The sequence below is a fragment of the Streptomyces chlorus genome, assembly GCF_042655885.1.
Classification (GTDB): domain Bacteria; phylum Actinomycetota; class Actinomycetes; order Streptomycetales; family Streptomycetaceae; genus Streptomyces; species Streptomyces chlorus.
Genome location: NZ_JBHSOA010000061.1, coordinates 73704 through 95889, shown reverse-complemented (window position 1 = coordinate 95889; position 22186 = coordinate 73704). Strand labels below are relative to the sequence as shown.

The following is a 22186-nucleotide window of genomic DNA, read 5'->3' as shown; positions in this document are numbered from 1 at the left end:
GTCGCCCCCTCAGCCCTCCGGCCCGGCATCGGGAGCGCCGGGGCTGTCGTCCGCGTCCCGGCCGCCGTCCTCGCCGGTCGCGGTGCGGGCGGCCAGGAAGGCCTCGATGAGGCGCTGTTGGTCGGCGGCGGAGACGGCCTCCAGCTCCAGGCTTTCGTCGCCCAGCGCGATGCTGACGGTGCGCACCGGCCGGTTCTCGATCCAGGTCTGGACGAGGCCCAGCACCGATCGGAGCGCGATGGGGGCCAGGGTCACCGCGAGGGCGCCGACGGCGATCGCGTCCACCGGTTTGGCACCGGCGGGGAGATGGCCGGAACGGTCCAGCTCGACCCGGTCGACGTCCAGCTCGAGCAGGCGCTCGCGCAGGTGCCGGGTCAGTTCGTCGAGCTCTTCCCGGTCACTGTCCGGACCTCCGGTCAGTACGAGTTGCATGCGCTCACTGCCGCGGCTCACCGCCACCCCCGTCGCCTGGTGATGCTCCAGCGCACAACGGGGGCCGGGAGGCGGCCGGGATGGGGAAGGGGCGGGGGCAGGGACGGGGGCAGGGACGGACGGGAGTGGGACAACGGCGAGGGCCGCACCCCGTCGGACGGGATGCGGCCCTCAACTGCCCTGCGGTGCCGCTTACTTGCTGATCAGGTCACTTGTTGATCAGGCTGCGCAGCACGTACTGCAGGATGCCGCCGTTGCGGTAGTAGTCCGCCTCGCCGGGGGTGTCGATGCGGACGACCGCGTCGAACTCACGGCGTACATTGTCGGCTTCGCCGGGGGCCGTGTCGGTGGTGACCTTCACCGTGCCCGGGATGGTGCCGTTGTTCAGCTCGGTGACGCCGGTGAAGGAGAAGGTCTCCTCGCCGGTGAGGCCGAGCGTCTCGGCGGTGTGGCCCTCCGGGAACTGGAGCGGCAGGACGCCCATGCCGATGAGGTTCGAGCGGTGGATGCGCTCGTACGACTCGGCGATGACGGCCTTGACGCCGAGCAGCGCGGTGCCCTTGGCGGCCCAGTCGCGGGACGAGCCGGAGCCGTACTCCTTGCCGGCCAGGACGACCAGCGGGATGCCCTGGTCGATGTAGTTGCGCGAGGCGTCGTAGATGAACGAGACCGGGGCTCCTCCATCACCTTCGGCGGCCCGCGTGAAGTCGCGCGTGTAGCCGCCCTCGGTGCCCGGCGCGATCTGGTTGCGCAGGCGGATGTTGGCGAACGTACCGCGGATCATGACCTCGTGGTTGCCGCGGCGGGAGCCGTAGCTGTTGAAGTCGCGGCGCTCGACGCCGTGCTCCGTGAGGTACTTGCCGGCCGGGGTGTCGGCCTTGATGGCACCGGCCGGGGAGATGTGGTCGGTGGTGACCGAGTCGCCCAGCTTGGCGAGGACGCGGGCGCCGGTGATGTCCTCGACCGGCTCCGGGTCCATGGCCATGCCCTCGAAGTACGGGGGCTTGCGGACGTAGGTGGACTCGGCGTCCCACTCGAAGGTGTTGCCGGTCGGGATCGGCAGCGCCTGCCACTGGGCGTCACCGGCGAAGACGTCGGCGTAGGACTTGGTGAACATGTCCTCGCCGATGGTGTTGGCGACGACGTCGTTGACCTCGGCCTCGGTCGGCCAGATGTCCTTCAGGAAGACCGGGTTGCCGTCCTGGTCCAGGCCGAGGGACTCGCGGGTGATGTCCACCTTCATCGAACCGGCGAGGGCGTAGGCCACGACCAGCGGCGGGGACGCCAGGTAGTTCATCTTGACGTCGGGGTTGATCCGGCCCTCGAAGTTGCGGTTGCCGGAGAGCACCGAGGTGACGGCGAGGTCGTGCTCGTTGACGGCCTGGGAGACCTCGTCCGGCAGCGGGCCGGAGTTGCCGATGCAGGTGGTGCAGCCGTAGCCGACCAGGTTGAAGCCGACCTTGTCGAGGTACGGGGTCAGGCCCGCCTTGTCGAAGTAGTCGGTGACGACCTTGGAGCCCGGGGCGAGGGTGGTCTTGACCCACGGCTTGCGGGTCAGGCCCTTCTCGACCGCCTTCTTCGCCACCAGGGCGGCGGCGACCATGACGTACGGGTTCGACGTGTTGGTGCAGGAGGTGATGGCGGCGACGGTGACGGCGCCGTGGTCCAGGTCGTACTCGGTGCCGTCGGCGGCGGTGACCTTCACCTTGTGGCTGGGGGCGCCGTTGGAGATGGCCGGCGAGTCGGAGGCCGGGAAGGACTCCTTGCTGGCCTCGTCGACGTCGCCGCCGTCCTTGACGTAGTTGCGTACGTCCTGGGCGAACTGGGCCTTCGCGTCGGCGAGGACGATGCGGTCCTGCGGGCGCTTCGGGCCGGCGATGGAGGGCACGACGGTGGACAGGTCCAGCTCGAGCTTCTCGGAGAAGTCCGGCTCGGCCTTCGGGTCCAGCCAGAGACCCTGCTCCTTGGCGTACGCCTCGACGAGCGCGACCTGCTGGTCGCTGCGGCCGGTCAGGCGCAGGTAGTTCAGCGTCTCGTCGTCGATCGGGAAGATCGCGGCGGTGGAGCCGAACTCCGGCGACATGTTGCCGATGGTGGCGCGGTTGGCCAGGCTCGTGGCGGCGACGCCCTCGCCGTAGAACTCGACGAACTTGCCGACGACGCCGTGCTTGCGCAGCATCTCGGTGATGGTCAGCACCAGGTCGGTGGCGGTGGTGCCGGGCTGCAGCTCGCCGGTCAGCTTGAAGCCGACGACGCGCGGGATCAGCATGGAGACCGGCTGGCCGAGCATGGCGGCCTCGGCCTCGATGCCGCCGACGCCCCAGCCGAGGACGCCGAGGCCGTTGACCATGGTGGTGTGCGAGTCGGTGCCGACCAGGGTGTCGGGGTAGGCCTTGCCGTCACGGATCATGACGACGCGGGCCAGGTGCTCGATGTTCACCTGGTGGACGATGCCGGTGCCGGGCGGGACGACCTTGAACTCGTCGAAGGCGGTCTGGCCCCAGCGCAGGAACTGGTAGCGCTCCTTGTTGCGGCCGTACTCCAGGTCGACGTTCTGCTTGAAGGCGTCGTTGGTGCCGAACTTGTCGGCGATGACGGAGTGGTCGATGACCAGCTCGGCCGGCGCCAGCGGGTTGATCTTCGCCGGGTCACCGCCCAGCTCCTTGACGGCCTCGCGCATGGTGGCGAGGTCCACGACGCAGGGGACACCGGTGAAGTCCTGCATGATCACACGGGCCGGGGTGAACTGGATCTCCTCCGACGGCTGGGCCTGGGAGTTCCAGGAGCCGAGCGCGCGGATGTGGTCGGCGGTGATGTTCGCGCCGTCCTCGGTACGGAGCAGGTTCTCCAGCAGCACCTTCAGGCTGTAGGGAAGGCGTGCGGCGCCCTCGACCTTGTCCAGCCGGAAGATCTCGTACGACTCGTCGCCCACCTGCAGCGTGCTGCGGGCGTCGAAGCTGTTCGCCGACACGACAGTCTCCTTCATTGATGTACGCGTACCACCACACCGCAACCCATGTGCGGCTACCGCCGCGTGGTGCCGCCACTGCGTCTCGACCGATCCGCTGAGGTAAGGCTAAGTTAGGTATCCCTTACCGGGCTGTGGCGACTGCGGTGCACCTCGGCTGATATCTCGATGTCGAGATAACTCTAATACACGACGGCCGACAGGTCATGCGCAGGCCCGTCTGACCGCTCTCATCCAATCGAGGCGTTTACTCAGCGAACCCAGTCGTTTCGCCTTCTGTCTCAGCAAACCTAGTCGTGCGGGTGATCGCACTGGGGGTGCTGAGTGGCTGTACCGGCTGGGATGGATCTTGCGGGGCCGTACGTCGAGCTGTCGTACGTGGACGCTCTGCGCGAGCGACAGCGGCGTCCGCTGTTGGACTGTGTCACGGCCCGTTTCGAGAACGTGGCGCCGGTGCGGCCATTCCGGTGGTCGCGGGGTGAGCGTCACTTCGCGGGCTGGTACTGGTCGGCGACGACCGGGCAACACGTCGGCTTCGAGTCGTGGCTGGAGCGGGACCGGCTTCTGCTCATGGACTTCGATCCCGAGGTGGTGGGGATCGCCTCGCAGCCCTTCTGGCTGCACTGACACGATGGCGAGCGGGAGCGTCAGCACGCTCCGGACTACTTCGTACGCCACGCGGACGGCTCGGCGGCGGTGATCGATGTCCGCGCGGATGAGCGGATCGAGCCGAAGGACGCGGAGGCGTTCGAGGTGACCCGCCTGGCCTGCGCTCAGGCTGGATGGAGGTTCGCGCGGGTCGGGACGCCGGAGGCGGTATTACTGGCGAATATCCGGTGGCTGTCGCGCTATCGGCACCCACGGTGCCTGCACCGCCCGGCTGCGGACCGGCTGCGGGAGGTCTTCGCGGCACCGGGGCCGCTACTGCCCGGAGCCGACGCAGCGGGTGACCGGCTCGCGACTCTGCCCGCGCTGTTTCATCTGCTCTGGCTCCAAGTGCTGACCGCCGAGGATCTGTTGGTCGAACTGATGGGGCCGTTCACGGTGGTGGCCATGACCAGCGGGGACGCCCGGTGAATGGGAGGGGGCAGAAGGTCCCGCCTACGGCCCGGCTCTCGGAGTTTCCCGAGACGGCGGCTGAACAGGCCCGTTGGTGGGAGGGGCACATCCTGGAGGTGTTGCACGGCCTGCCGCCGGACGCCTCCGAAGGGGCGGTGCCTCGACAGGAGTTCGATCCGAAGCGGCACTCGCTGGCGGAGCGTGAGCGGGCCAAGGCCGCCGAGCTGACGGCGGCCGGGCACCTGGTGACGGCCAGCGGGATCAAGCAGCGGCGCCAGCGCTATCAGCGCGACGGACTGATCGGGCTGGCGGACGGCCGGTCGGCCAAGCAGATGCCGGCCTTCGGCAAGGCCGATGCGGTGGTAGTCGAAGCGATGCGGCAGGCGATCGGCGAGACAGCCGAGGACTCGTCGAAGACGATCGGGTTCATCGTCTGGCGGGTCAAGGAGATCCTGGCCGGTCGCGAGGACGCTGCTGCCGTCGAGGTTCCTTCCCGGGCCACCCTCTACCGGCTCTACAGCAAGCTGGCCACCGGCACTCACGCGACGGGCTCGGCCCGCACACGCCGGTCGGTCAACGCCCGGCCGCCCGGCCCGTTCGGGGAGGTCCCGGCCAGTGCGCCGGGCGAACTGATGCAGATCGACTCGACCCCGCTGGACGTGCTGGTGCGCCTGGACGACGGCATCGCGGAGAAGGTCGAGCTGACCGCGATGGTCGATATCGCGACGAGGTCGATCACGGCTGCGGTGCTGGGGCCGACGACGAAGGCCGCAGATGCTTCCGCGCTGCTGGCCCGCAGTGTCACTCCGGAGGCGATGCGACCGGGCTGGTCAGAGGCTCTGCGGATGTCCCGTTCGGTCCTGCCGCACCGGCGGTTGCTGAGCTTGGACGAGCGCCTGGAGCACGCGGCGGCACGGCCGGTGATCGTTCCCGAGACGATCGTCTGCGACTACGGCAAGGTGTTCATCTCGAACAACTTCCGTGCCTCCTGCCGGTATCTGGGCATCAACCTGCAACCGGCCCACAAGGCAACGCCGACCGACAAGGGCACGATCGAGAAGACGCTGGGCTCAGTGGCCACAGTGTTCGCCCAGTTCGTCGCGGGTTACACCGGATCGAACCCGGACCGCCGCGGCCGGAAGCTGGAGGACGGGCCCCTGTGGTCAGTGCTCGAACTCCAGAATCTTCTCGACGAGTGGATCACCGCTGTCTGGCAGACCAGGCCCCATGACGGGCTCCGCGACCCGGACGCCCCGAAGCGGGCGTTCTCGCCGAACGAGAAGTACGCGATGCTGCTCCAGTCCTGCGGCTACGTTCCGGTCCCACTGAACGGCGAGGACTACATCGAGCTGCTGCCCGAGCGATGGCAGGCGATCAACACCTACGGCATCCGGATCAAGCACCGCACCTACGACGACCGCGAGTTGGGTCCTCTGCGCCGTCAGCACTCCGGGGTGATGGAGAAGAAGGGTCTGTGGGAGATCCACCATGACCCCTACGACATCTCCCGGATCTGGGTACGCGACCGCAAGGGCGACCGCTGGATCACCGTGTTCTGGAAGCACCTGCGGCGCGTCGGCGCCCCGTTCGGGGAGCTGGCCTGGGACCACGCCTGCGAACAGGTTCCCGGCGGCACGGAGGAACAGATCGCGGATGCCGCCGCGGCGCTGCTGCGACGGGCCCACGACGGCCCTGCCCCGCAGAAGGGCCCGGCGGCCAAGCGGTCTCGCCGCGTCGCTGCCCGCACCAGGGCCACCGCCTCGGACCGGCCGATCCCGGACCCGCCTGCCGCTGAAGCCACGCTGGAGGACGAGGCGGACACCGAGCTGGCCAAGGTCATCCCGTTGGGTCTGTTTGACCCGCTCGCGAACCCTTGGAGGCGCTCGTGACCATCTACGAACTGGCAGGCCGGCACAACGTTCCGGAGAAGGCGGATGCCGATGCCAACCGGCAGCTCACCACCCTGGACGGATGGCGGAGGTTCACTGCCGGCCCGCCCGAGCCCCCGGTCCTGTTGTCTCCCGACCAGCTGCGAAAGTTGTCCCCGACTGATCGGGCTGTCTATGACGAGGACCGGCTCGACCATCACGCCCGGATGCTTGTGGTCGCCACCTCGTTCGTCGAGAAGACTGTCGTCTGCGGCCGCCGGCTGGTCCTGCTCAACCGGCACGCGATCAGCGCTCGCCGCGGCCTGATGGTCTCGGGACTGCCCGGCACAGGCAAGACCAGCGCGATCACCCAACTCGGGCTCGCCCATGAACTCCTTGACCGGGCCCGCCACCCGAACGTTGCCGACCGCATCCCGGTGCTCTACATCACCGTCCCGCCTGCGGCGACCGCACGCATGATCGCCACCGAGTTCGCATGCTTCCTGGGCCTGCCGGTCCGAGGCAGGTCGAACATGACGGACATCATCGAGGCCGTGGTCGGCGTCTGCACAGACACCCGCACCGGCCTGGTTCTCGTCGACGAGATCCACAACGTCTCGCAGGTCACACGGACCGGAGCCGAGGTCTCCGACACCTTGAAGTACTTCTCCGAGCGCATCCCCGCGACGTTCGTCTACGCGGGCATCAACCTTGAAACCAGTGAGCTCCTGGCCGGCGCCCGGGGCGCCCAGATCGCGGGCCGCTTCACCCTGGTCCCCACGCGTCCGTTTCCCTACGGCGCTGAGTGGAAAGCCCTGGTCGCGACCATGGAAGGGACCCTGCTGCTGCACGATCACCCACCAGGCAGCTTGGTCAAGTTGGACCGTTACCTCCACAACCGGGCCGACGGCATGATCGGCGCGTTGTCCCACGCCATCCGAGGGGCGGCGATCGACGCGATCCTGAGCGGCACCGAACGCGTGACGAAGGAAGGGATCGACGCGATCCCCCTGGACCATGCGGCGGAGACCACAGCGAAGCCGTTGAAAGGGGCGGCCACACGATGACCGGGGATCTGCCTGGGCGACTGGCCCGGCTCCCCGTCCAGGTCGCACCACGACTCGGTGAGGAGACCGACTCCTTCATCCGGCGTCTCGCCCGCGCCAACCACCTCAAGCCCAGCTACCTGCACGGATATCTCTGCGGACCGCCGTTCTGGTTCGGCAAACCCCTCCTGGACCGGCTCGCGGACGCCGCTGGGCGGTCTCCTCAGGTGCTGGAGCGGGCGCTCGCGGACGCCAGCTCGCCTCGGAGACGCGTCAAGCCCAACCCCCGTTACCCCGACAAGGACCTTTTTCCGGGGCGCGGCGAACTGTCCTTCCTCATCTCCGATGACGCGCGTGACGGGACAATGACCATCCGCGCGCTGGCTGAACGCTACGAGGTCCGGCAGTGGGCAGTCCGGCTCGTTCTGGACACCGCACGGCCCGCTCATCGCGATGTGAAGTTCCGTAAGGACCCGGTCATGGTCCCCGTCATCCGCCTGGTTGACGACATGCTCGCCCGAGGAGTTCGCGGCAGAGCCATCTGGGCCGAGCTGATGGACGAGCACGACTACTCCGTGTCCTACTCGTCCCTGCTCTACTACGTCCACCGCGGCCGTCACATGAAGCGCGGTCAACAGCCATGAGAAGGCAAGCTCACCCATACGCCCGGCCGGCCATCGTCGACCGCGTCACCTTCGGCGGCACCATCATCGAGACCGGCACCGACGCCTACCGCCTCGCCACCACCCGCGCCCGAGCCGAACAGCAGCCCCTGGGCTGACTCCGACCTGGGCAGCTCGGCTGATAGGAGTCTTGAACGCGGTCAGCGATAGTCGTTGAGCCAGTCACCCGGGATCAGGTCACGAACACGGTCGAGGTCTTCTGCCGTCCGACCACGGGCCAAAATGGCCATGCCGTCGTCGCGCAGCAGGGCGTCATGGCCCAGGAACCAGCGCGTCGCGTGGTCTTCCTCGCCGAGGGGATAGGCCGGGAACGGCAGCTGGATGCAGTTCTCCTCAAGCCGTTCGATGCTGTCGTCATCGGGGTCAAGGAAGTCGCACGACTCTCCATCGGCCTGGACGGACTCCGACAGAACGATCTCGACGAAGGAGAGGGAAAGACGCTCCAGCCAGCATTCCCATCGCTCGGCGGTCTTGTCGGCCAGGTCAAGCCGGATGAACACCGCAGGGTCGTCGTCCTGGAGGCTGTCGAGAAGGATGCCCCAGGATGCGGCTCCCTGATTCTCGTGCCGGAAGACCAGGGCCTCCTCGGCGTCATCCACATACAGCTCCGCCGGGCCGAGCAGCACATCGTGGTTGCTGGTCAGATCCCGGCGGCGGCCGAACAGCAGATACGCCTCGCGCAACGCCGCCGGCAGCCGAACACCCAGCCTCCCCTCGGCCGCGGCCAGATCGGCCTCCGTCCACCCGTCGCCGCTCTCCAGGGCGCTGGCCCAATGGGCAGCGAACCCCTGGATGAAGCCCCATGCACCACTGCGTCCTTCGACGCCGCCGACGAGAGACGCGGCAAGATCGAACTCTTGTTTCATGCCGAGACGATATCCGTCCCGCTCATCAGCCCTCTCCATGCCCCGACACGCGAACCTGGTGTTCTCGGAACTCAGCAACATTCCGATTGATCAACATCTGTTGCCCGAACTCGGCATCAACCGTTCTCGCCTCACACCGACGAAGCCACCCGAGCACGCGCCGAACAGCAGCAGGCGGTCGGCTGCCCCCCGCCCCGCCACCCGATCAGGCCCTCGATCCACCTTGTCGGACGCGTGCGGCAGGATGGCGCCATGACTCAGCAAATCTTGCCCTCGTCGGAGTCATGGCGCCGGATCGATTCCTGGTTGGCGACGCACTCACCTTCAGACCTCGCGTTGCTCAACGCACCGGCGACACCGGACGAGGCTCGGGACGCGGAACGGATCCTCGGCATCCCGTTGCCCGATGATCTCGCAGAGTCACTGCAATGCCACAACGGGCTGAGCACCTGGGCGACCCTCCTGCCCGAGCAGTCTCCCCTCTCGGTGAGCGGCATCGTGGACCGCTGGCAGACCTGCATGGACGTCGCGACGGAAAACGACGGCCTGACCACCCGCCTCTGGGACGACGAGCCCTGGTGGCACCCGCTCTGGGTGCCCTGGGCCGAGAGCGCCGACGGCGCGGCGCAGGTAATCGACCAGCGTCCCGGCCCGGACGCGGGCCGTCTCGGCTGGGCTGGCCACAGCAGCAGCGGCGACTTCACCGACTCCTGGGCCAGCCTGGCGAGCCTCCTCCACGCCGTCGCGCAAGCGCTTCTCGAAGGCGGAGGCGTCCGCGGGCTGCACCCTTACCTCACCGCGCAAGGCGAGCTGTGGTGGGACGAGGAGGGCTGCCGCGAGCTGAACAGTCAGCCGCTGAGGCTGGCCCCGATCGGACTGTCCTGACGATCAGCCGCAAACGCGAAGTCATCAGACCGCTCTTCTGTCTCAACGAACCGAGCCCATGCGTCTCACCCAATCCAGTCCATGCAGGTCAGCGGCGCCCCGGACGACTACCTTCGTTGAGACAGGACACCGTCCGACCTGTCGCAGCGAAGGTAAGCGATCCTCACCGGAAACAGGTACGGAGCGCCCGTCGAAGCCGATCCATGGCGAGCAGGGCCGAGTCCCCGCACCGAACTCCCGCACCGAACTCCCGGCCCGGCCTCCGGAGAGGCCCGCCCCACGAGCCCGCCCGAGCTCACCCGCCCCGCCGAGTACAGCTACCCCTGACTTTTCGCCCCGGCGCCCTCCAACGACGGCTCGCCGAACCGTGCGAGCGTCAGCGACCCGGCCACCGCCACCGCACAACCCGCGAACGCCAGCCCCTGCAGACCCTCGCGAGGCCGGTCGCCGAGCCACGCCACGCCCACCAGGGCGGGGCCGATCGTCTCGCCGAGCACCATGCCCGCCGTCGCCACCGTGACCGAACCACGCTGGAACGCCGAGGTGAGGAAGAGGAATCCGGTCGCTCCGCCCACCAGCAGCGCGTACGGCGCCGGGCCGATGAGGACTGCGGGGACGGCCAGGGAGTCGATCAGCCGGACGGCGACCTGGACCGTGCCGAACCCCAGACCCGCGCCGAGACCCAGGAGCAGGGCGCGCGGCCCGGCGGGGAGACGGCCCAGCAGTGGGCCGGAGAGGAGGACCACGGCGACGGTGGCCAGCAGCGACCAGCCCAGGGCCGCGGGCGCGGCGCGGTTGCCGTCCGGGCCGGACGCGAGGCCGATCATCGTCAGCCCCGCGCAGACCGCCGCGACCGCGCCCCACTGGGTCCGGCTCAGCCGGATGCCGAGCAGCCGGGAGGCGGCCACGGCGGTGACCGCGAGGCTGGCGGCGAGCGCCGAGCCCACCGCGTAGAGCGGGATGGAGCGCAGCGCGACGATCTGGAAGAGGAAACCGATCCCGTCGAGGGCGAGGCCGGCGAGATAGCGCCACTGGCGCAGGGCGCGCGACAGCAGCGCGGGGTCGAGGCCGGAGCCGGTTCCGGGTTCCGCGGCGCGGGCGGCGACGGCCTGCAGGACGGAGGCCGTTCCGTAGCAGACCGCCGAGGCGAGGGCGCAGATCATCCCGAGGAGCACGAAGGCACTGTAGAGCGGCGCAACTCACCGACAACGCCGTGGAGCGCGCATACAGCTCTTTCAGCTCCTATCGTCATATCCATGGGGCGTGCTCGGCCGGATCGGCAGGCGGGGAGTGACCGGGAGAGCCGGTCGCGGCGCTGCTACCTATCGGCGGTCTGGTATCTGCGGGCCGTGGCGTTCGTCAACTTCCTGGCCGCGGTATGGGTCTCGTTCGGCAACGACATCCGGCGGCACAACGACAACGAGTTCTTCACGCCCTATCTGCTGACGGCGGGATTCTTCTCCGGCTCCATCTCGCTCTTCCTGGCCGTCACCATGCGGCGTCGCAAGCGCGCGGCGTGGATCCTCAACCTCGTGCTCGCCGGTCTGATTCTGGTCCTGACCGCCCTGGCGATGGGACTGCCGGTCTACCGGCAGCACGCCCAGAACTGGATCTCGGTGTTCCTCACCGCGCTCTTCGTCGCCGCTCTGCTCGGCGGGCGGCGCGAGTTCCGCGCGAAGGGCGACCGGTCCAATCCGAAGCTGGCGGCTTCGGTCGCCGTGGGGGGATTCCTGGCGTGTTCGCTGCTTGCCGCCGCGCTGGTCACGGTGACCAACACCGACCGGGACGCCGTGCGCTCCACCTTCCTGCAGCGCTGGCACTACGGGGTGCTCCGCATGATCTCCCTCGCCTACGAGGACGTTCACTTCGGGGCCATCACCACTCCCAGGTGGGCCAATGTACTGATCAACATCATGAGCACGACGCTGGTCCTGCTGGTCCTGTACGCGGCGTTCCGCTCCCGACGGGCCGTCGACGCCATGACCGGGGAAGACTGGCGAGGTCTGCGCGCGCTGCTGGAGCGGCACGGGGAACGCGACTCCCTGGGGTACTTCGCGCTGCGACGCGACAAGAGCGTCGTCTGGTCCCCGTCGCGCAAGTCCGCCGTCACCTACCGGGTGGTGAGCGGGGTGTCACTGGCGTCCGGCGACCCGATCGGCGACCCGGAGGCGTGGCCGGGGGCGATCGACCGCTGGCTCGCCCAGGCCCGGGAGCACGGGTGGACCCCGGCCGTGATCGGCGCGAGCGAGGAGGGCGGCACGGTCTACACCCGGCATGGCCTGAACGCCCTGGAACTGGGCGACGAGGCGATTGTCGACCTCGGTGAGTTCACCCTCGAAGGCCGCGCCATGCGCGGTGTGCGCCAGGCTTACCACCGTATCGAGCGGGCGGGTTATGCCGTCCGGGTCCGCCGTCACGAGGACATTCCGCCGCAGGAGATGGCCGAGCTGATCCGGCTCGCGGACGACTGGCGCGACGGCGAGACGGAACGCGGCTTCTCCATGGCGCTGGGCCGCCTCGGCGACCCGCAGGACGGCCGCTGCGTGATGGTGCTCTGCTGCGACGGGGAACGTCCGCGCGGCCTGCTCAGCTTCGTGCCCTGGGGCGACGAAGGGCTGTCCCTGGACCTGATGCGCCGGGACCGCGACTCCGAGAACGGCCTCTTCGAATTCATGGTGCTGAAGCTGATCCAGCACGCCGGGGAGTTCGGAATCCGTCAGGTCTCCCTGAACTTCGCGATGTTCCGCTCCGTCTTCGAGCGCGGCTCCCGGCTCGGTGCCGGACCGGTGCTGCGCCTGTGGCGCTCGTTGCTCAGCTTCTTCTCCCGCTGGTGGCAGATCGAGTCGCTGTACCGCGCCAACGCCAAGTACCGGCCCATCTGGGAACCGCGGTACCTGCTCTTCGAGAAGAGCGCCGACCTGCTGCGCATCACCGTGGCGAGCGCCCGCGCCGAGGGTTTCCTCGAAGCACCGGGGCTGCCGAAATGGCTCAACCGGCAGCGCATGAGGAGTACGGACCCCGGGCCGTAGCCGGTTCCGGGCCCCGGACGCCGGTTCCGGACGCCGGTTTTGGACGCCGGTTCCGGACGCCGGTTTTGGACGCCGGTTCCGGACGCCGGTTCCGGACGCCGGTTTTGGACGCCGGTTCCGGACGCCGGTTTTGGACGCCGGTTTTGGGCCGACGCGACGGGGATTCGGAGTGTGTATCCGGTGCCGTGGTGCCACGCTGACCTGGTGATCAGCGAACGTGTCCCACGGGCGGACGAGGGAGACGTCCCCCAGGCCCCGTCGGCACTCGGTCTGTTCCGGCCGGACACCGGGCCCAATTCCCCGCACTGCGGGAGGACGGCCCTCGCTCTGCGCCGCGCGGCGCACGCTTCCCTTCCGCGCCCACGGGGGACCGAGCGGCTGCCGTCGGGCCGTGCGCAGCGGTCGCCCAAAGCCCCCGGCCCGTCGCACAGCGGCCTTCGAGGAACCGTCCGGTGAGAACCGCAGCCATCCTCGTACGCCGGGAGTGGGGCCTGATGTGGGCGGCCGTACGCGCCGGGCTCGCCGGCCGAGGGTGGCGGGCGATTCCACTGACACTCACCGCTCTCTGCCTCATCGCCCTCTTCCAGGTGGCGCAGCAGCAGCGGAACCGGTACTGGGGCTACGGGCTCGTTCAGGACATCGGCTTCGTACGGGCGGCCGACCCCTGGTGGCTCGAGCTGGCGCGTACCCCCCTGTCGCTGTTCCTGCCGGCCGCCGACCTACCGGTGTGGGGCGCACTGGCACAGGTACTGCTGGTCTTCGGGATCGCGGAGATCGCACTGGGCCGACGACGGACACTGCTCATCGCCTACGTCTGCACGCTGGCCGGCGTCCTGTACGCCCGGATCGGCGTCGCGATCGGCCCGGACGGGGCGCTCGGACTTCCGGCAGCCGACGCCCAGGCCGTCGACACCGGCCCGTCGGGCGCGGTGGTCGGTCTCGCGATCTGCCTCTGCCTGCGCTTCCGCGCCTGGTTCACCGGGACCCTGGTCATCGTGGCCATGGTTGTCGAGGCGGTCGTCAAGCCCAATCTCGCGGGCAGGGAGCACCTGGTGGCGATCGTGGCAGCGTTGGCGGTGTCCGCGTTCTCGGGGTTCTCGGCGCTGCGGCGTCGGCGCCTGTCCGTCGGCGGTGGGGACGGCGACGCGGGCCGGTCCGGGGCGCCACCGGCCGGGACCTGAGTCCCCTGCCGGACGGCGCCCGGCCCGGCCACGCCGGGCCGGGAGAGCCGCGAGCCCCACGCCTGTCGGGACTCCGTTCGGAGCAAGTTCTGCCGTGCCGGAGTACTCGGGCGGGTGCCGGGAAAGGGAGAAGGGGGTCAGCGGGATGCGCCGGAACGACTGCGCGTCCTGTCCTCACCGGAGCGAGGTCGCGTGTCAGATGCCGACGTCCGCCACGCCTGAGGCGTTTCGGAAGCCGGGTCTCCGGCGAGACATCGGGCTGATCGGACTCATCTGGACCTCCGTGGGGTCCATCATCGGCTCCGGCTGGCTGTTCGGCGCGTTGTTCGCCGCGCAGGCGGCCGGGACCGCCGCCCTCGTCTCCTGGGGGATCGGGGCACTGGCGATCACTGTTCTGGCGTTCGTCCACGCGGAACTGGGGGCCATGTATCCGGTCGCGGGAGGCACCGCGCGCTTCCCGCACTACGCCTTCGGCAGCGTGGCCGGGGCCTCCTTCGGCTGGTTCTCCTGGCTGCAGGCCGTCGCCACGGCTCCGATCGAGGTCATGGCGTCGCTCAACTACCTCAGCGTCCACGCCGACTGGGTACAGACGGGAAAGAACCAGCTCACTGCCGCCGGATACGGGCTGGCCGTCGCCTTCATGGCCTTCTTCGTCCTCGTCAACTTCTTCGGCATCCGCTGGCTCGCCCACACCAACAGCCTGGCCACCTGGTGGAAGATCGCCGTCCCCGTGCTCACCATCGGCGTCCTGGCGGGGACCACCTTTCACGGGAGTAATTTCGGCCACCAGGGCTTCGCCCCGTTCGGCGTCCAGGGTGTGCTCTCCGCCGTCAGTACCGGCGGGATCATCTTCGCGTTCCTCGGCTTCGAACAGGCGGACCAACTGGCGGGGGAGAGCCGCAACCCGGCACGGGACATTCCTCGGGCGGTGATCGGCTCGATCGTCGTCGGCTCTCTCCTCTACCTGGCGCTCCAGGCAGTCTTCATCGGGGCGCTGCCGCAGGACTCCTTCGCCCACGGCTGGGCCGATCTGTCCTTCACCGACAAGGCGGGGCCGTTCGCCGGACTGGCTCTGTCCGCCGGGCTGGGCTGGCTCGCCGCGCTGATCTACATCGACGCGGTCGTCTCACCGACCGGCACGGGCCTGATCTACACCACCGCCGCCTCCCGGGTCTCGTACGGCCTCTCCCGCAACGGCTATGTGCCCGCGGTCTTCGAACGGACCACCGCGCGCGGGGTTCCCTGGTTCGGTCTGCTCTTCGCCTTCGCCGCCGGGCTCATCATCTTCCTGCCGTTCCCCACCTGGCAGAAGCTGGTCGGCTTCGTCACCTCCGCCAGCGTGCTGATGTACGCGGGCGCGCCGCTCGCCTTCGGGTGTCTGCGCAGACAGGACCCCGACCGGCGCCGTCCGTACCGCCTTGCGGGCGGTATGTTCTGGGCACCCGTCGCCTTCATCGTGTCCAACCTGATCATCTACTGGGCGGGCTGGGACACCCTGTGGCGGCTCGGCCTGGCGATCGTGCTCGGCTATCTGCTGCTGGGCGCCTCGGCGCTGCTCGGGCTGAACCCGAGGGTTCCGCATCCGGACTGGCGCTCCGCTCAGTGGCTGCCGGTGTATCTGGTGGGCCTGGGCCTGATCTCCTGGCAAGGTGGCTACTGCAGCGGCGGGCCTGCCTCGTCGGTGTCCTGCGGCGCGACCGGAGCCCTGCCCCTGTGGTGGGACATGGCGATCATCGCGGTGTTCAGTCTGCTGATCTACTTCTGGGCGCTGTCGGTCCGTCTCCCCGACGAGGAGACCCAGGAGTACATCGGGTCGGTCGACGCACTGCCCGGCCGCTGACCCGAGGCCGCGGACGGCCCCGGCATCCCCGTACGGGTGTGCCCCGCGTGGTCGCCGGCCTGCCCCCGGCTCTTCGCCACGCCCTGGCCTACAGTCCTTCCCGTGTCCTTACACGATTCGGCGGCGCGGCGACCGAGGGCACGAGACGGCCATGAGCCGCCGACACGGAGGCGGCACCCCGCAGACGCGGGTGGGGGCGGTGTCCGCCCCCACCCGCGTCTGCGCCAGTAGGGTGCTGTCACGTTGTTGGGTTTACAGGTGCCTGACGGTGCGTCGTGGCACGGTGGAGCCCGCGGTCCGGGCCTGGGCTCAGGCCATGGTGGGCCGGGCCGGCCGCTGCCGACGGTGGGGTGCGGTCAGCGGAAGACGCCGGTGTGGCCGAGCGAGTAGCGGCCGGGCTGCGGGTAGACGGCCAGCCCGTGAGGTCCGCTGCCGACCGGGATCCTGGCCAGCTGCTTGCCGCTGGTGGTGTCGATCGCGTACACCTCGGCGTCGTAACGCCCGGACAGCCACAGCACCTTGCCGTCCGCGGACACTCCGCCCATGTCGGGGCTGCCGCCGTCGGGCAGGTGCCACTTCTCGGTCAGCTTGTCGGCTGCGAAGTCGAAGACGGAGACCGATCCCTCGCCCCGGTTGGTGATGTACATCCGCCTGGAGTCGCGGCTGATGTAGAGCCCGTGGCAGCCCTTGCCGGTGGGCAGCAGTTTCGGGGTGGTGAACTTCTCGGCGTCGAGCACCCACATGCCGTGCGCCATCATGTCGGCGATGTAGAAGGTCTTGCCGTCCGGCGAGAGTTTGACGTCCTGCGGCATCGCGCCCTGCATCGGCAACTTCTGCTGCCCTACGACCTTCATCTTCTCCGTGTCGACCTTGAGGAGTTCGCCGGAGAACTCGCAGGAGACGATGAAGTACCGTCCGTCCGCCGTGAAGTCGGCGTGGTTGACGCCCGCGCAGCTCACCGGGACGGCCTTGGCCCGGTCCATGGTCTTCGGGTCACGGAAGACCAGTTCACGGTCCATCGAGGCCATGACGACGGCGTACTTGCCGTTCGGGGTGAAGTAGAGGTTGTACGGGTCGGAGACCTCCACGGTGCGGCCGGTCTTCCCGGTGGCCGGGTCGATGGCCGTGAGGCTGTCGCCGAGGTCGTTGTTGACCCAGAGGGTCTTCATATCCCAGGACGGGACGACATGCTGCGGCTGGTTGCCGACGGGGATGGTCTCGATGACCTTGTACGTCGACGGGTCGATCACCGACACCGTGTGGGAGCCGGTGTTGGGGACGTACACCCGGGACGGGAAGTCTTTGACCGCCGGTGCGAGCTTTCCCGCCCGGTCGGCCGCGTAGATGTCCTTCGGGTCGAGCACGGGCGGCATCCCGGGCAGTCCCGGCGAGGGCTCGGCCCGCCCGGGCTCGGTCGGCGCCGCGGCCTCGGTGCGGGACTGCGCGGGCCGGCCTTCGCCACCGGCGCAGGCGGTCAGTGCAGCGACGAGCACGCCCGCGAGCAGGGCGGCGGTGGTGGTGCGCGGGGAGGGAAGCATCAGGTCAGCAGCTCCGTGGTCGTCACCGCGTGCAGTCGGCGCCGGCTGATTTCGGTGAGCAGGAGGGGCAGTGCGGCAACCGTGTCCGGGTAGCCGAAGTGCAGGCTGACCACGGACCCGTTACGCAGTTCGCCGGCGACCTTGCGGGTGACGGCGGCGACGCCCGGAGAGGTGAAGTCGAGGGAGTCCACGTCGTAGGAGAGGACGTGCGGGTAGCCGGCCCGGCCGGCGAGGCGCTGGACGAGCGGGGTGGCGTACCGGGTGCGCGACGGGCGGAACCAGGTGCCGATGGAGCCGGTGAGGCGGCGCAGGCGTTCGGCACAGCCGGTGATCTCGGCGTACGCCTGCGTCTCGTCCATCGTGGAGATGTCAAGGTGGCTCTGGGTGTGGTTGCCGAGGTCGTGGCCGCCGTCGAGGATCCGGCGGGCCATGGCGGGGTGGTCGTCGAGCCAGCTGCCGACGGCCAGGACGGTGAGCCGGGCTCCGGTCCGTTCGGCTTCGGCGAGGACGGTGCGGGCGAGGGCGGGGTCGCCCTGGCCGTGGAAGGTGAGGGCGACGCGGGCGCGGTTGCGGGGGCCGTACTCGATCTGGACCGGGCGGCCGGGGAAGCGGTGGGGACCCGGTGCGGGGCGTACGGCGCCCGGGACCTTCCGCGCGGGGGGAGGCGGGTCATCGTGGGTAGGGGGAGCATGAGCGGTGCCACGGTTGTCCGTACAGCCTGCGGTGAGTACGCCTGCCAGGAGCGCCCCGGCGCCCGAGCGCAGGGCGCTGCGGCGGTGCACCGGTGTCTCGCGACCGTTCATGTGCACACCGTAAGACGGAATGATCGGAATGTACGTATTGAAGCTTTCACTACAGGGTCAGTGAAACATCCAATGAGACCCATGGTTGCGCACCGAAAACCAGGTAGGTGACACGCCGTGCCTAAGATTCATTTCCCATGCGGGTATGAATGGAAACAATTGCAGCTTTGCTGCTTTGGCGTGGAGGTCCCCCATCTGCCCTAGTCGGTGGCACGACCCCCATCGACCCGGGCCAGGTCTCCACACGCGGCCGTGAATACGCCCCTATATTTCCGCTGTGCTGCCAGGCTGACCTGGTGATCAGCGAACGTGTCCCACGGGCGGACGAGGGAGACGTCCCCCAGGCCCCGCCGGCACTCGGTCTGTTCCGGCCGGACACCGGGCCCGGTTCCCCGCACTGCGGGAGGACGGCCCTCGCTCTGCGCCGCGCGGCGCACGCTTCCCTTCCGCGCCCACGGGGGACCGAGCGGCTGCCGTCGGGCCGTGCGCAGCGGTCGCCCAAAGCCCCCGGCCCGTCGCACAGCGGCCTTCGAGGAACCGTCCGGTGAGAACCGCAGCCATCCTCGTACGCCGGGAGTGGGGCCTGATGTGGGCGGCCGTACGCGCCGGTCCATTCGTCGGTCTTCCCCGCCCCGGTCCCGTGGTGTGCGGATGGTGCTCGGGTTGCAGAGCGAGCCGCGGGCGGCACCCGCAGGGCTCACCAGTGCCACACCACCTCCGGCCGGTACGGGGTACAGGCACTCATGTGCAGGCGGGGCGTGGTCCGCGCCATGTCGTCCTGGGTCAGACAGCGGCCTCCGGCCGCCATGCGGCCTTGCCCGTCCCGCCGCCAGGTCTGCTGCGCCCCGCCGGAACAGGCACCGAGTCCGATCCCGGGACCGCTGGTGAGGCATCTCGTGGAGCCGGTCGGCCGGACGGCCCCGCCCGGCGCGAACTCCCAGCTCTGGCCCGCGGAACCGTCGCACGGGTGCACACTCACCCCGGAGGCGTCACGGGCAAAGTCCAGGCACAGCTCGGTCGCACCGCGCGAGGGCGCTTTGCCGATGTCCGAGATGATTTCCCCTCGTTTCGGGGCACGGTGGCGCCTTGGGTACTCCCGGGCGAGCCATTTCTGGTAGGTGTCGATGATGATGTCCGGGCGCGGGCAGTGCAGCGGCGAACATGTCACCGTTTCCACATAGGTGACGAGTCCGGTGGCCTTGGTTCTGCGTTGCCCGGCATCCAGATTGGCCGGTAGAAGAGAAATGTCGTAACCCCGGTACGGAATGACCCGTGGCCTGACCCGCATCGCGTATGCGGCGCTGCGGAAATATCGCGCGGAAATGCCGTGATCGCTGTGATCCGCATCCTTCACCCTCGGCCCGCCGAATTTCACGTTGTCGAAATCGAGCGTCAGTACATCCTCCGCTTTCCACTGCTCCATGAGCTTCGTCAGTGTGGCGACCAGGTGTTTTTCGTCGTAACTGCGGGAGGATTCCAGGACGTCGATGGAAGTGATCTCCCCTCGGAACAGGCGGAGAAGGCTCTGGTGTCTGTCGAGTACAGCGCCGCCGCCCCGCGGAAGGCCGTCCGGCAGCCGGAGGAAGGTCAGGCGGATCTCTCCGCCGGGGCTGCGGAGGGTGTAGGAAGTAATCCGTTCCGGGCCCACCCGCAGGGGATCCGACGTCCAGCCCTTCGCCCCCCGGACCAGCCGCGCGTAGGCATGTTGCGCACCCACCTCGCGACGGGCGGCGAAACTGCCGACACCGGCGGAGCGTCTGTCGTTGCCGGCCGTCACGTAGACCACCTGCACCGGGCATTTCCGCTCCACCAGCTGTACGACGCGCGGGCTGATGAAGAGAAGATCATCGTCCTCGTGGGCGACTCCGACCACGGTGCGGTGGCAGCCCGTCCCTTCGGCGACGTCGTCGAGGCCCGCGGCCATCGGATTCCCGGCCCTGCCGGCGGGCGGTGACGAGCCGCCCGCCGGCGTGAGGGCCAACACCCCGCACAGGGCCACGAGGGCTGCCCGGGGCCATCGGCGCCCGCTGTTCCGGGGCGCATCCACGTGATTCATCGGATTCCTTTCGTGGATACCCCCGCCTTCAGGCAGGGGAGCATGTCAATCCTCCGCCGTTCCCTCCACCACCCGGTTTCACTTCGTCCGACGGTGACCCGCGTCCGGTGGCGCCGCCGCCGTCACCACCGCAGCGTTCCGCCGGTCCGGTCCGACGCGTGTCTTCCCCGCAGACGGCGACGCCATGTCCACCGGACCGCCCAACGAGGCCAAATGGGTCATTCGTAAGCGCGTAGACGCGTGATTCCGCCCCTCGGCCGGCGAATAAAGGTCGAATGCCCCTGAATTCTGTCCCTGACGACACCAGGGACAACTACCCCACCTCCGTGCGGCGGACAGCGCCGCCCTGGTGTGCCCGGTCAGGAGACAGGTTTGGCGACTCCTCAGCTTTCCGTAGTCGTACCGTGCTTCAACGAGGCTGCCGTCATCGAGAGGTTCCACGCGGCTGTCGGGGATGTTCTCGGCCCGTCCGGGCTCGACTACGAGATCTGTTACGTGGACGACGGCAGTACCGACCGCACGCGGGACATCATCGGCGGACTCGGTGTCGCGGACCGGCGTGTCAGGTACGCCGTGCTCAGCAGGAACTTCGGCAAGGAGGCCGCGATGCTCGCCGGCCTGCGCATGTCCCGGGGGCAGGCGGTGGTCCTCATGGACGCGGATCTGCAGCACCCCCCGGAGCTCATCCCGCGGATGCTCGAACTCCACGGGCGGGGGTACGACCAGGTGATCCCCCGGCGGAACCGCGACGGGGAGGGCATGGCGCGCACCGTGCTGAGCCGCGGCTACTACGCTCTGGTGCGCCGCCTCATGGATGTGGAGGTGCTCGACGGCGCAGGGGATTTCAGGCTGCTGTCACGCCAGGCGGTGGACACGGTGCTGTCACTGCCGGAGACCAACCGGTTCTCGAAGGGGATCTTCTCCTGGATCGGTTTCACGACGGCCAGCTTCACCTACCAGAACGCCCAGCGACTCGCGGGCAGCTCTAAGTGGGGAAGTCGCCATCTGCTCAACTACGGCATCGACGGGCTGCTGTCCTTCAACAACCGGCCCCTGCGGCTGGCCATCTACGCGGGCTTCTGGTGCTTCCTCTCCGCACTCGTCTACGCGGCGTGGGTGGCCTTCGACGTGGCACTCCACGGGGCCGCCGTCCCGGGCTACGCCACACTTCTGATGGCGGTGGTGGGGCTGGGGGGAATCCAGCTGATCACCCTGGGGATCATCGGTGAATACGTCGGCCGCATCTATCACGAGGTGAAACGCCGTCCTTCCTTCGTGGTCCGGGAAACCGACGAGCGTCCCGCCCTGAGGCCCCGCCCTCCGCAGCACGGATCGGCCACTTGCCCGAAAGGCCGTCCCGCGACAACACGGCAGTTCACGACCTTCGTGATGATCGGATTCGTCAATACCGCCGTATACCTGGCCGTCTACGCCACCCTGAACCAATGGATCCCGTATCTCGCGGCGCATGTCATCGGATATTCGGTCAGTACCGTCGGCTCCTTCTTGCTCAATTCCTACCTCACCTACCGGACCCGTCCGAGGTGGCGCGCGTTTCTCCGGTATCCGCTGTCCAGCGGCTTCAACCTGGTGGCCTCCGGCGCGCTTCTCTACGTAGCTGTCAGCCGACTCGAAATGGACAAAAATGTCGCCGCCCTTGTCGCCGGGGTCCTCGTCACGCCGGTCACCTTCCTGCTCGCCCGCTGGGCCATCAACTCCGGTCGGCGGCCGGCGGACGCTGCGGGCACGACTCCGAACGGTCCTGCCGAGGCGGAACAGGAAGATCCCGCCCTCAATTGACGCCGTTCACTCGGACGTCGGGGGCCGCCCGGCGCCCGCGCGGCCCGCGCGGCCCGCCGGGAAGACCGGTACGGACGTGAGCGGGCACGGGAGCGAGCACGGGAGCGGGGGGAACCCGGCCCTCTCCTCCCC

15 protein-coding genes and 2 pseudogenes are annotated in these 22186 nt (G+C 69.0%); 10 read left to right on the top strand and 7 right to left on the bottom strand.

What is annotated here, in order from left to right:
* Positions 1-9: 9 nt before the first annotated feature.
* Positions 10-432 carry a hypothetical protein gene (locus ACFPZI_RS25900; RefSeq protein ID WP_381367476.1) on the bottom strand — a complete coding sequence of 141 codons (423 nt, stop codon included), beginning with the start codon at positions 430-432 and terminating at the stop codon, positions 10-12.
* Positions 433-640: 208 nt separating this feature from the next.
* Entirely contained in the window at positions 641-3403 is a 2763-nt protein-coding gene (gene acnA, locus ACFPZI_RS25895) for an aconitate hydratase AcnA (protein WP_381367473.1), read from the bottom strand.
* 339 nt (positions 3404-3742) lie between these two features.
* Here acnA and ACFPZI_RS25890 point away from each other — a divergent pair.
* The 5 genes and pseudogenes from ACFPZI_RS25890 to ACFPZI_RS25870 form a co-directional block, all read left to right on the top strand.
* Positions 3743-4477, top strand: a pseudogene (locus tag ACFPZI_RS25890) (TnsA-like heteromeric transposase endonuclease subunit).
* Positions 4478-4833: 356 nt separating this feature from the next.
* Positions 4834-6348 (top strand): Mu transposase C-terminal domain-containing protein, encoded by a 1515-nt coding sequence (locus tag ACFPZI_RS25885; protein ID WP_381368072.1) that lies wholly within the window; start codon positions 4834-4836, stop codon positions 6346-6348.
* A complete protein-coding gene (locus ACFPZI_RS25880; RefSeq protein WP_381367471.1) occupies positions 6345-7394 on the top strand; it encodes an ATP-binding protein in 1050 nt (349 codons plus the stop codon). The genes ACFPZI_RS25885 and ACFPZI_RS25880 overlap by 4 nt, the downstream gene beginning before the upstream one ends.
* On the top strand, positions 7391-8017 hold the full coding sequence (locus ACFPZI_RS25875) for a hypothetical protein (RefSeq protein WP_381367469.1): 627 nt from the start codon (positions 7391-7393) through the stop codon (positions 8015-8017). Before ACFPZI_RS25880 ends, ACFPZI_RS25875 begins: the two co-directional genes overlap by 4 nt.
* A gap of 29 nt (positions 8018-8046) precedes the next feature.
* Positions 8047-8154, top strand: a pseudogene (locus ACFPZI_RS25870) (IS21-like element helper ATPase IstB); the annotation flags it as partial.
* A 42-nt stretch (positions 8155-8196) separates the two neighbouring features.
* On the opposite strand, the gene ACFPZI_RS25865 reads toward ACFPZI_RS25870, so the two are convergent.
* Complete coding sequence (locus ACFPZI_RS25865) at positions 8197-8922, bottom strand: SMI1/KNR4 family protein (protein ID WP_381367466.1); 726 nt, start codon at positions 8920-8922, stop codon at positions 8197-8199.
* Between the two features lie 252 nt (positions 8923-9174).
* Here ACFPZI_RS25865 and ACFPZI_RS25860 point away from each other — a divergent pair, with 252 nt between their 5' ends.
* Entirely contained in the window at positions 9175-9807 is a 633-nt protein-coding gene (locus ACFPZI_RS25860; protein WP_381367463.1) for an SMI1/KNR4 family protein, read from the top strand.
* A gap of 317 nt (positions 9808-10124) precedes the next feature.
* Here the strand turns inward: ACFPZI_RS25860 and ACFPZI_RS25855 are convergent, their stop codons facing one another.
* Positions 10125-10982 carry a DMT family protein gene (locus ACFPZI_RS25855; protein ID WP_381367460.1) on the bottom strand — a complete coding sequence of 286 codons (858 nt, stop codon included), beginning with the start codon at positions 10980-10982 and terminating at the stop codon, positions 10125-10127.
* Positions 10983-11063: 81 nt separating this feature from the next.
* Between ACFPZI_RS25855 and ACFPZI_RS25850 the strand changes: the two genes are divergently transcribed.
* From ACFPZI_RS25850 to ACFPZI_RS25840, 3 genes are all read left to right on the top strand, one after another.
* Complete coding sequence (locus tag ACFPZI_RS25850) at positions 11064-12836, top strand: phosphatidylglycerol lysyltransferase domain-containing protein (RefSeq protein WP_381367457.1); 1773 nt, start codon at positions 11064-11066, stop codon at positions 12834-12836.
* Positions 12837-13288: 452 nt separating this feature from the next.
* Positions 13289-14017, top strand: coding sequence for a hypothetical protein (locus ACFPZI_RS25845; RefSeq protein ID WP_381367454.1), 729 nt, complete (start codon positions 13289-13291; stop codon positions 14015-14017).
* A 199-nt stretch (positions 14018-14216) separates the two neighbouring features.
* Positions 14217-15857: an APC family permease gene (locus tag ACFPZI_RS25840; protein WP_381367452.1), complete on the top strand. Its 1641-nt coding sequence runs from the start codon at positions 14217-14219 to the stop codon at positions 15855-15857.
* 356 nt (positions 15858-16213) lie between these two features.
* Here ACFPZI_RS25840 and ACFPZI_RS25835 read toward each other — a convergent pair whose 3' ends face one another.
* The 3 genes from ACFPZI_RS25835 to ACFPZI_RS25825 form a co-directional block, all read right to left on the bottom strand.
* Positions 16214-17395, bottom strand: a complete 1182-nt coding sequence (locus ACFPZI_RS25835) for a YncE family protein (protein WP_381367449.1) — start codon at positions 17393-17395, stop codon at positions 16214-16216.
* A complete protein-coding gene (locus ACFPZI_RS25830; RefSeq protein WP_381367446.1) occupies positions 17395-18198 on the bottom strand; it encodes a polysaccharide deacetylase family protein in 804 nt (267 codons plus the stop codon). Before ACFPZI_RS25830 ends, ACFPZI_RS25835 begins: the two co-directional genes overlap by 1 nt.
* Positions 18199-18895: 697 nt before the next feature.
* On the bottom strand, positions 18896-20122 hold the full coding sequence (locus tag ACFPZI_RS25825) for a ricin-type beta-trefoil lectin domain protein (protein WP_381367443.1): 1227 nt from the start codon (positions 20120-20122) through the stop codon (positions 18896-18898).
* A 504-nt stretch (positions 20123-20626) separates the two neighbouring features.
* On the opposite strand from ACFPZI_RS25825, the gene ACFPZI_RS25820 reads away from it, so the two are divergent.
* The gene (locus ACFPZI_RS25820) at positions 20627-22054 is read left to right on the top strand and encodes a glycosyltransferase (RefSeq protein ID WP_381367440.1); all 1428 of its coding nucleotides are present in this window, start codon (positions 20627-20629) and stop codon (positions 22052-22054) included.
* The last annotated feature ends 132 nt before the right edge of the window (positions 22055-22186 follow it).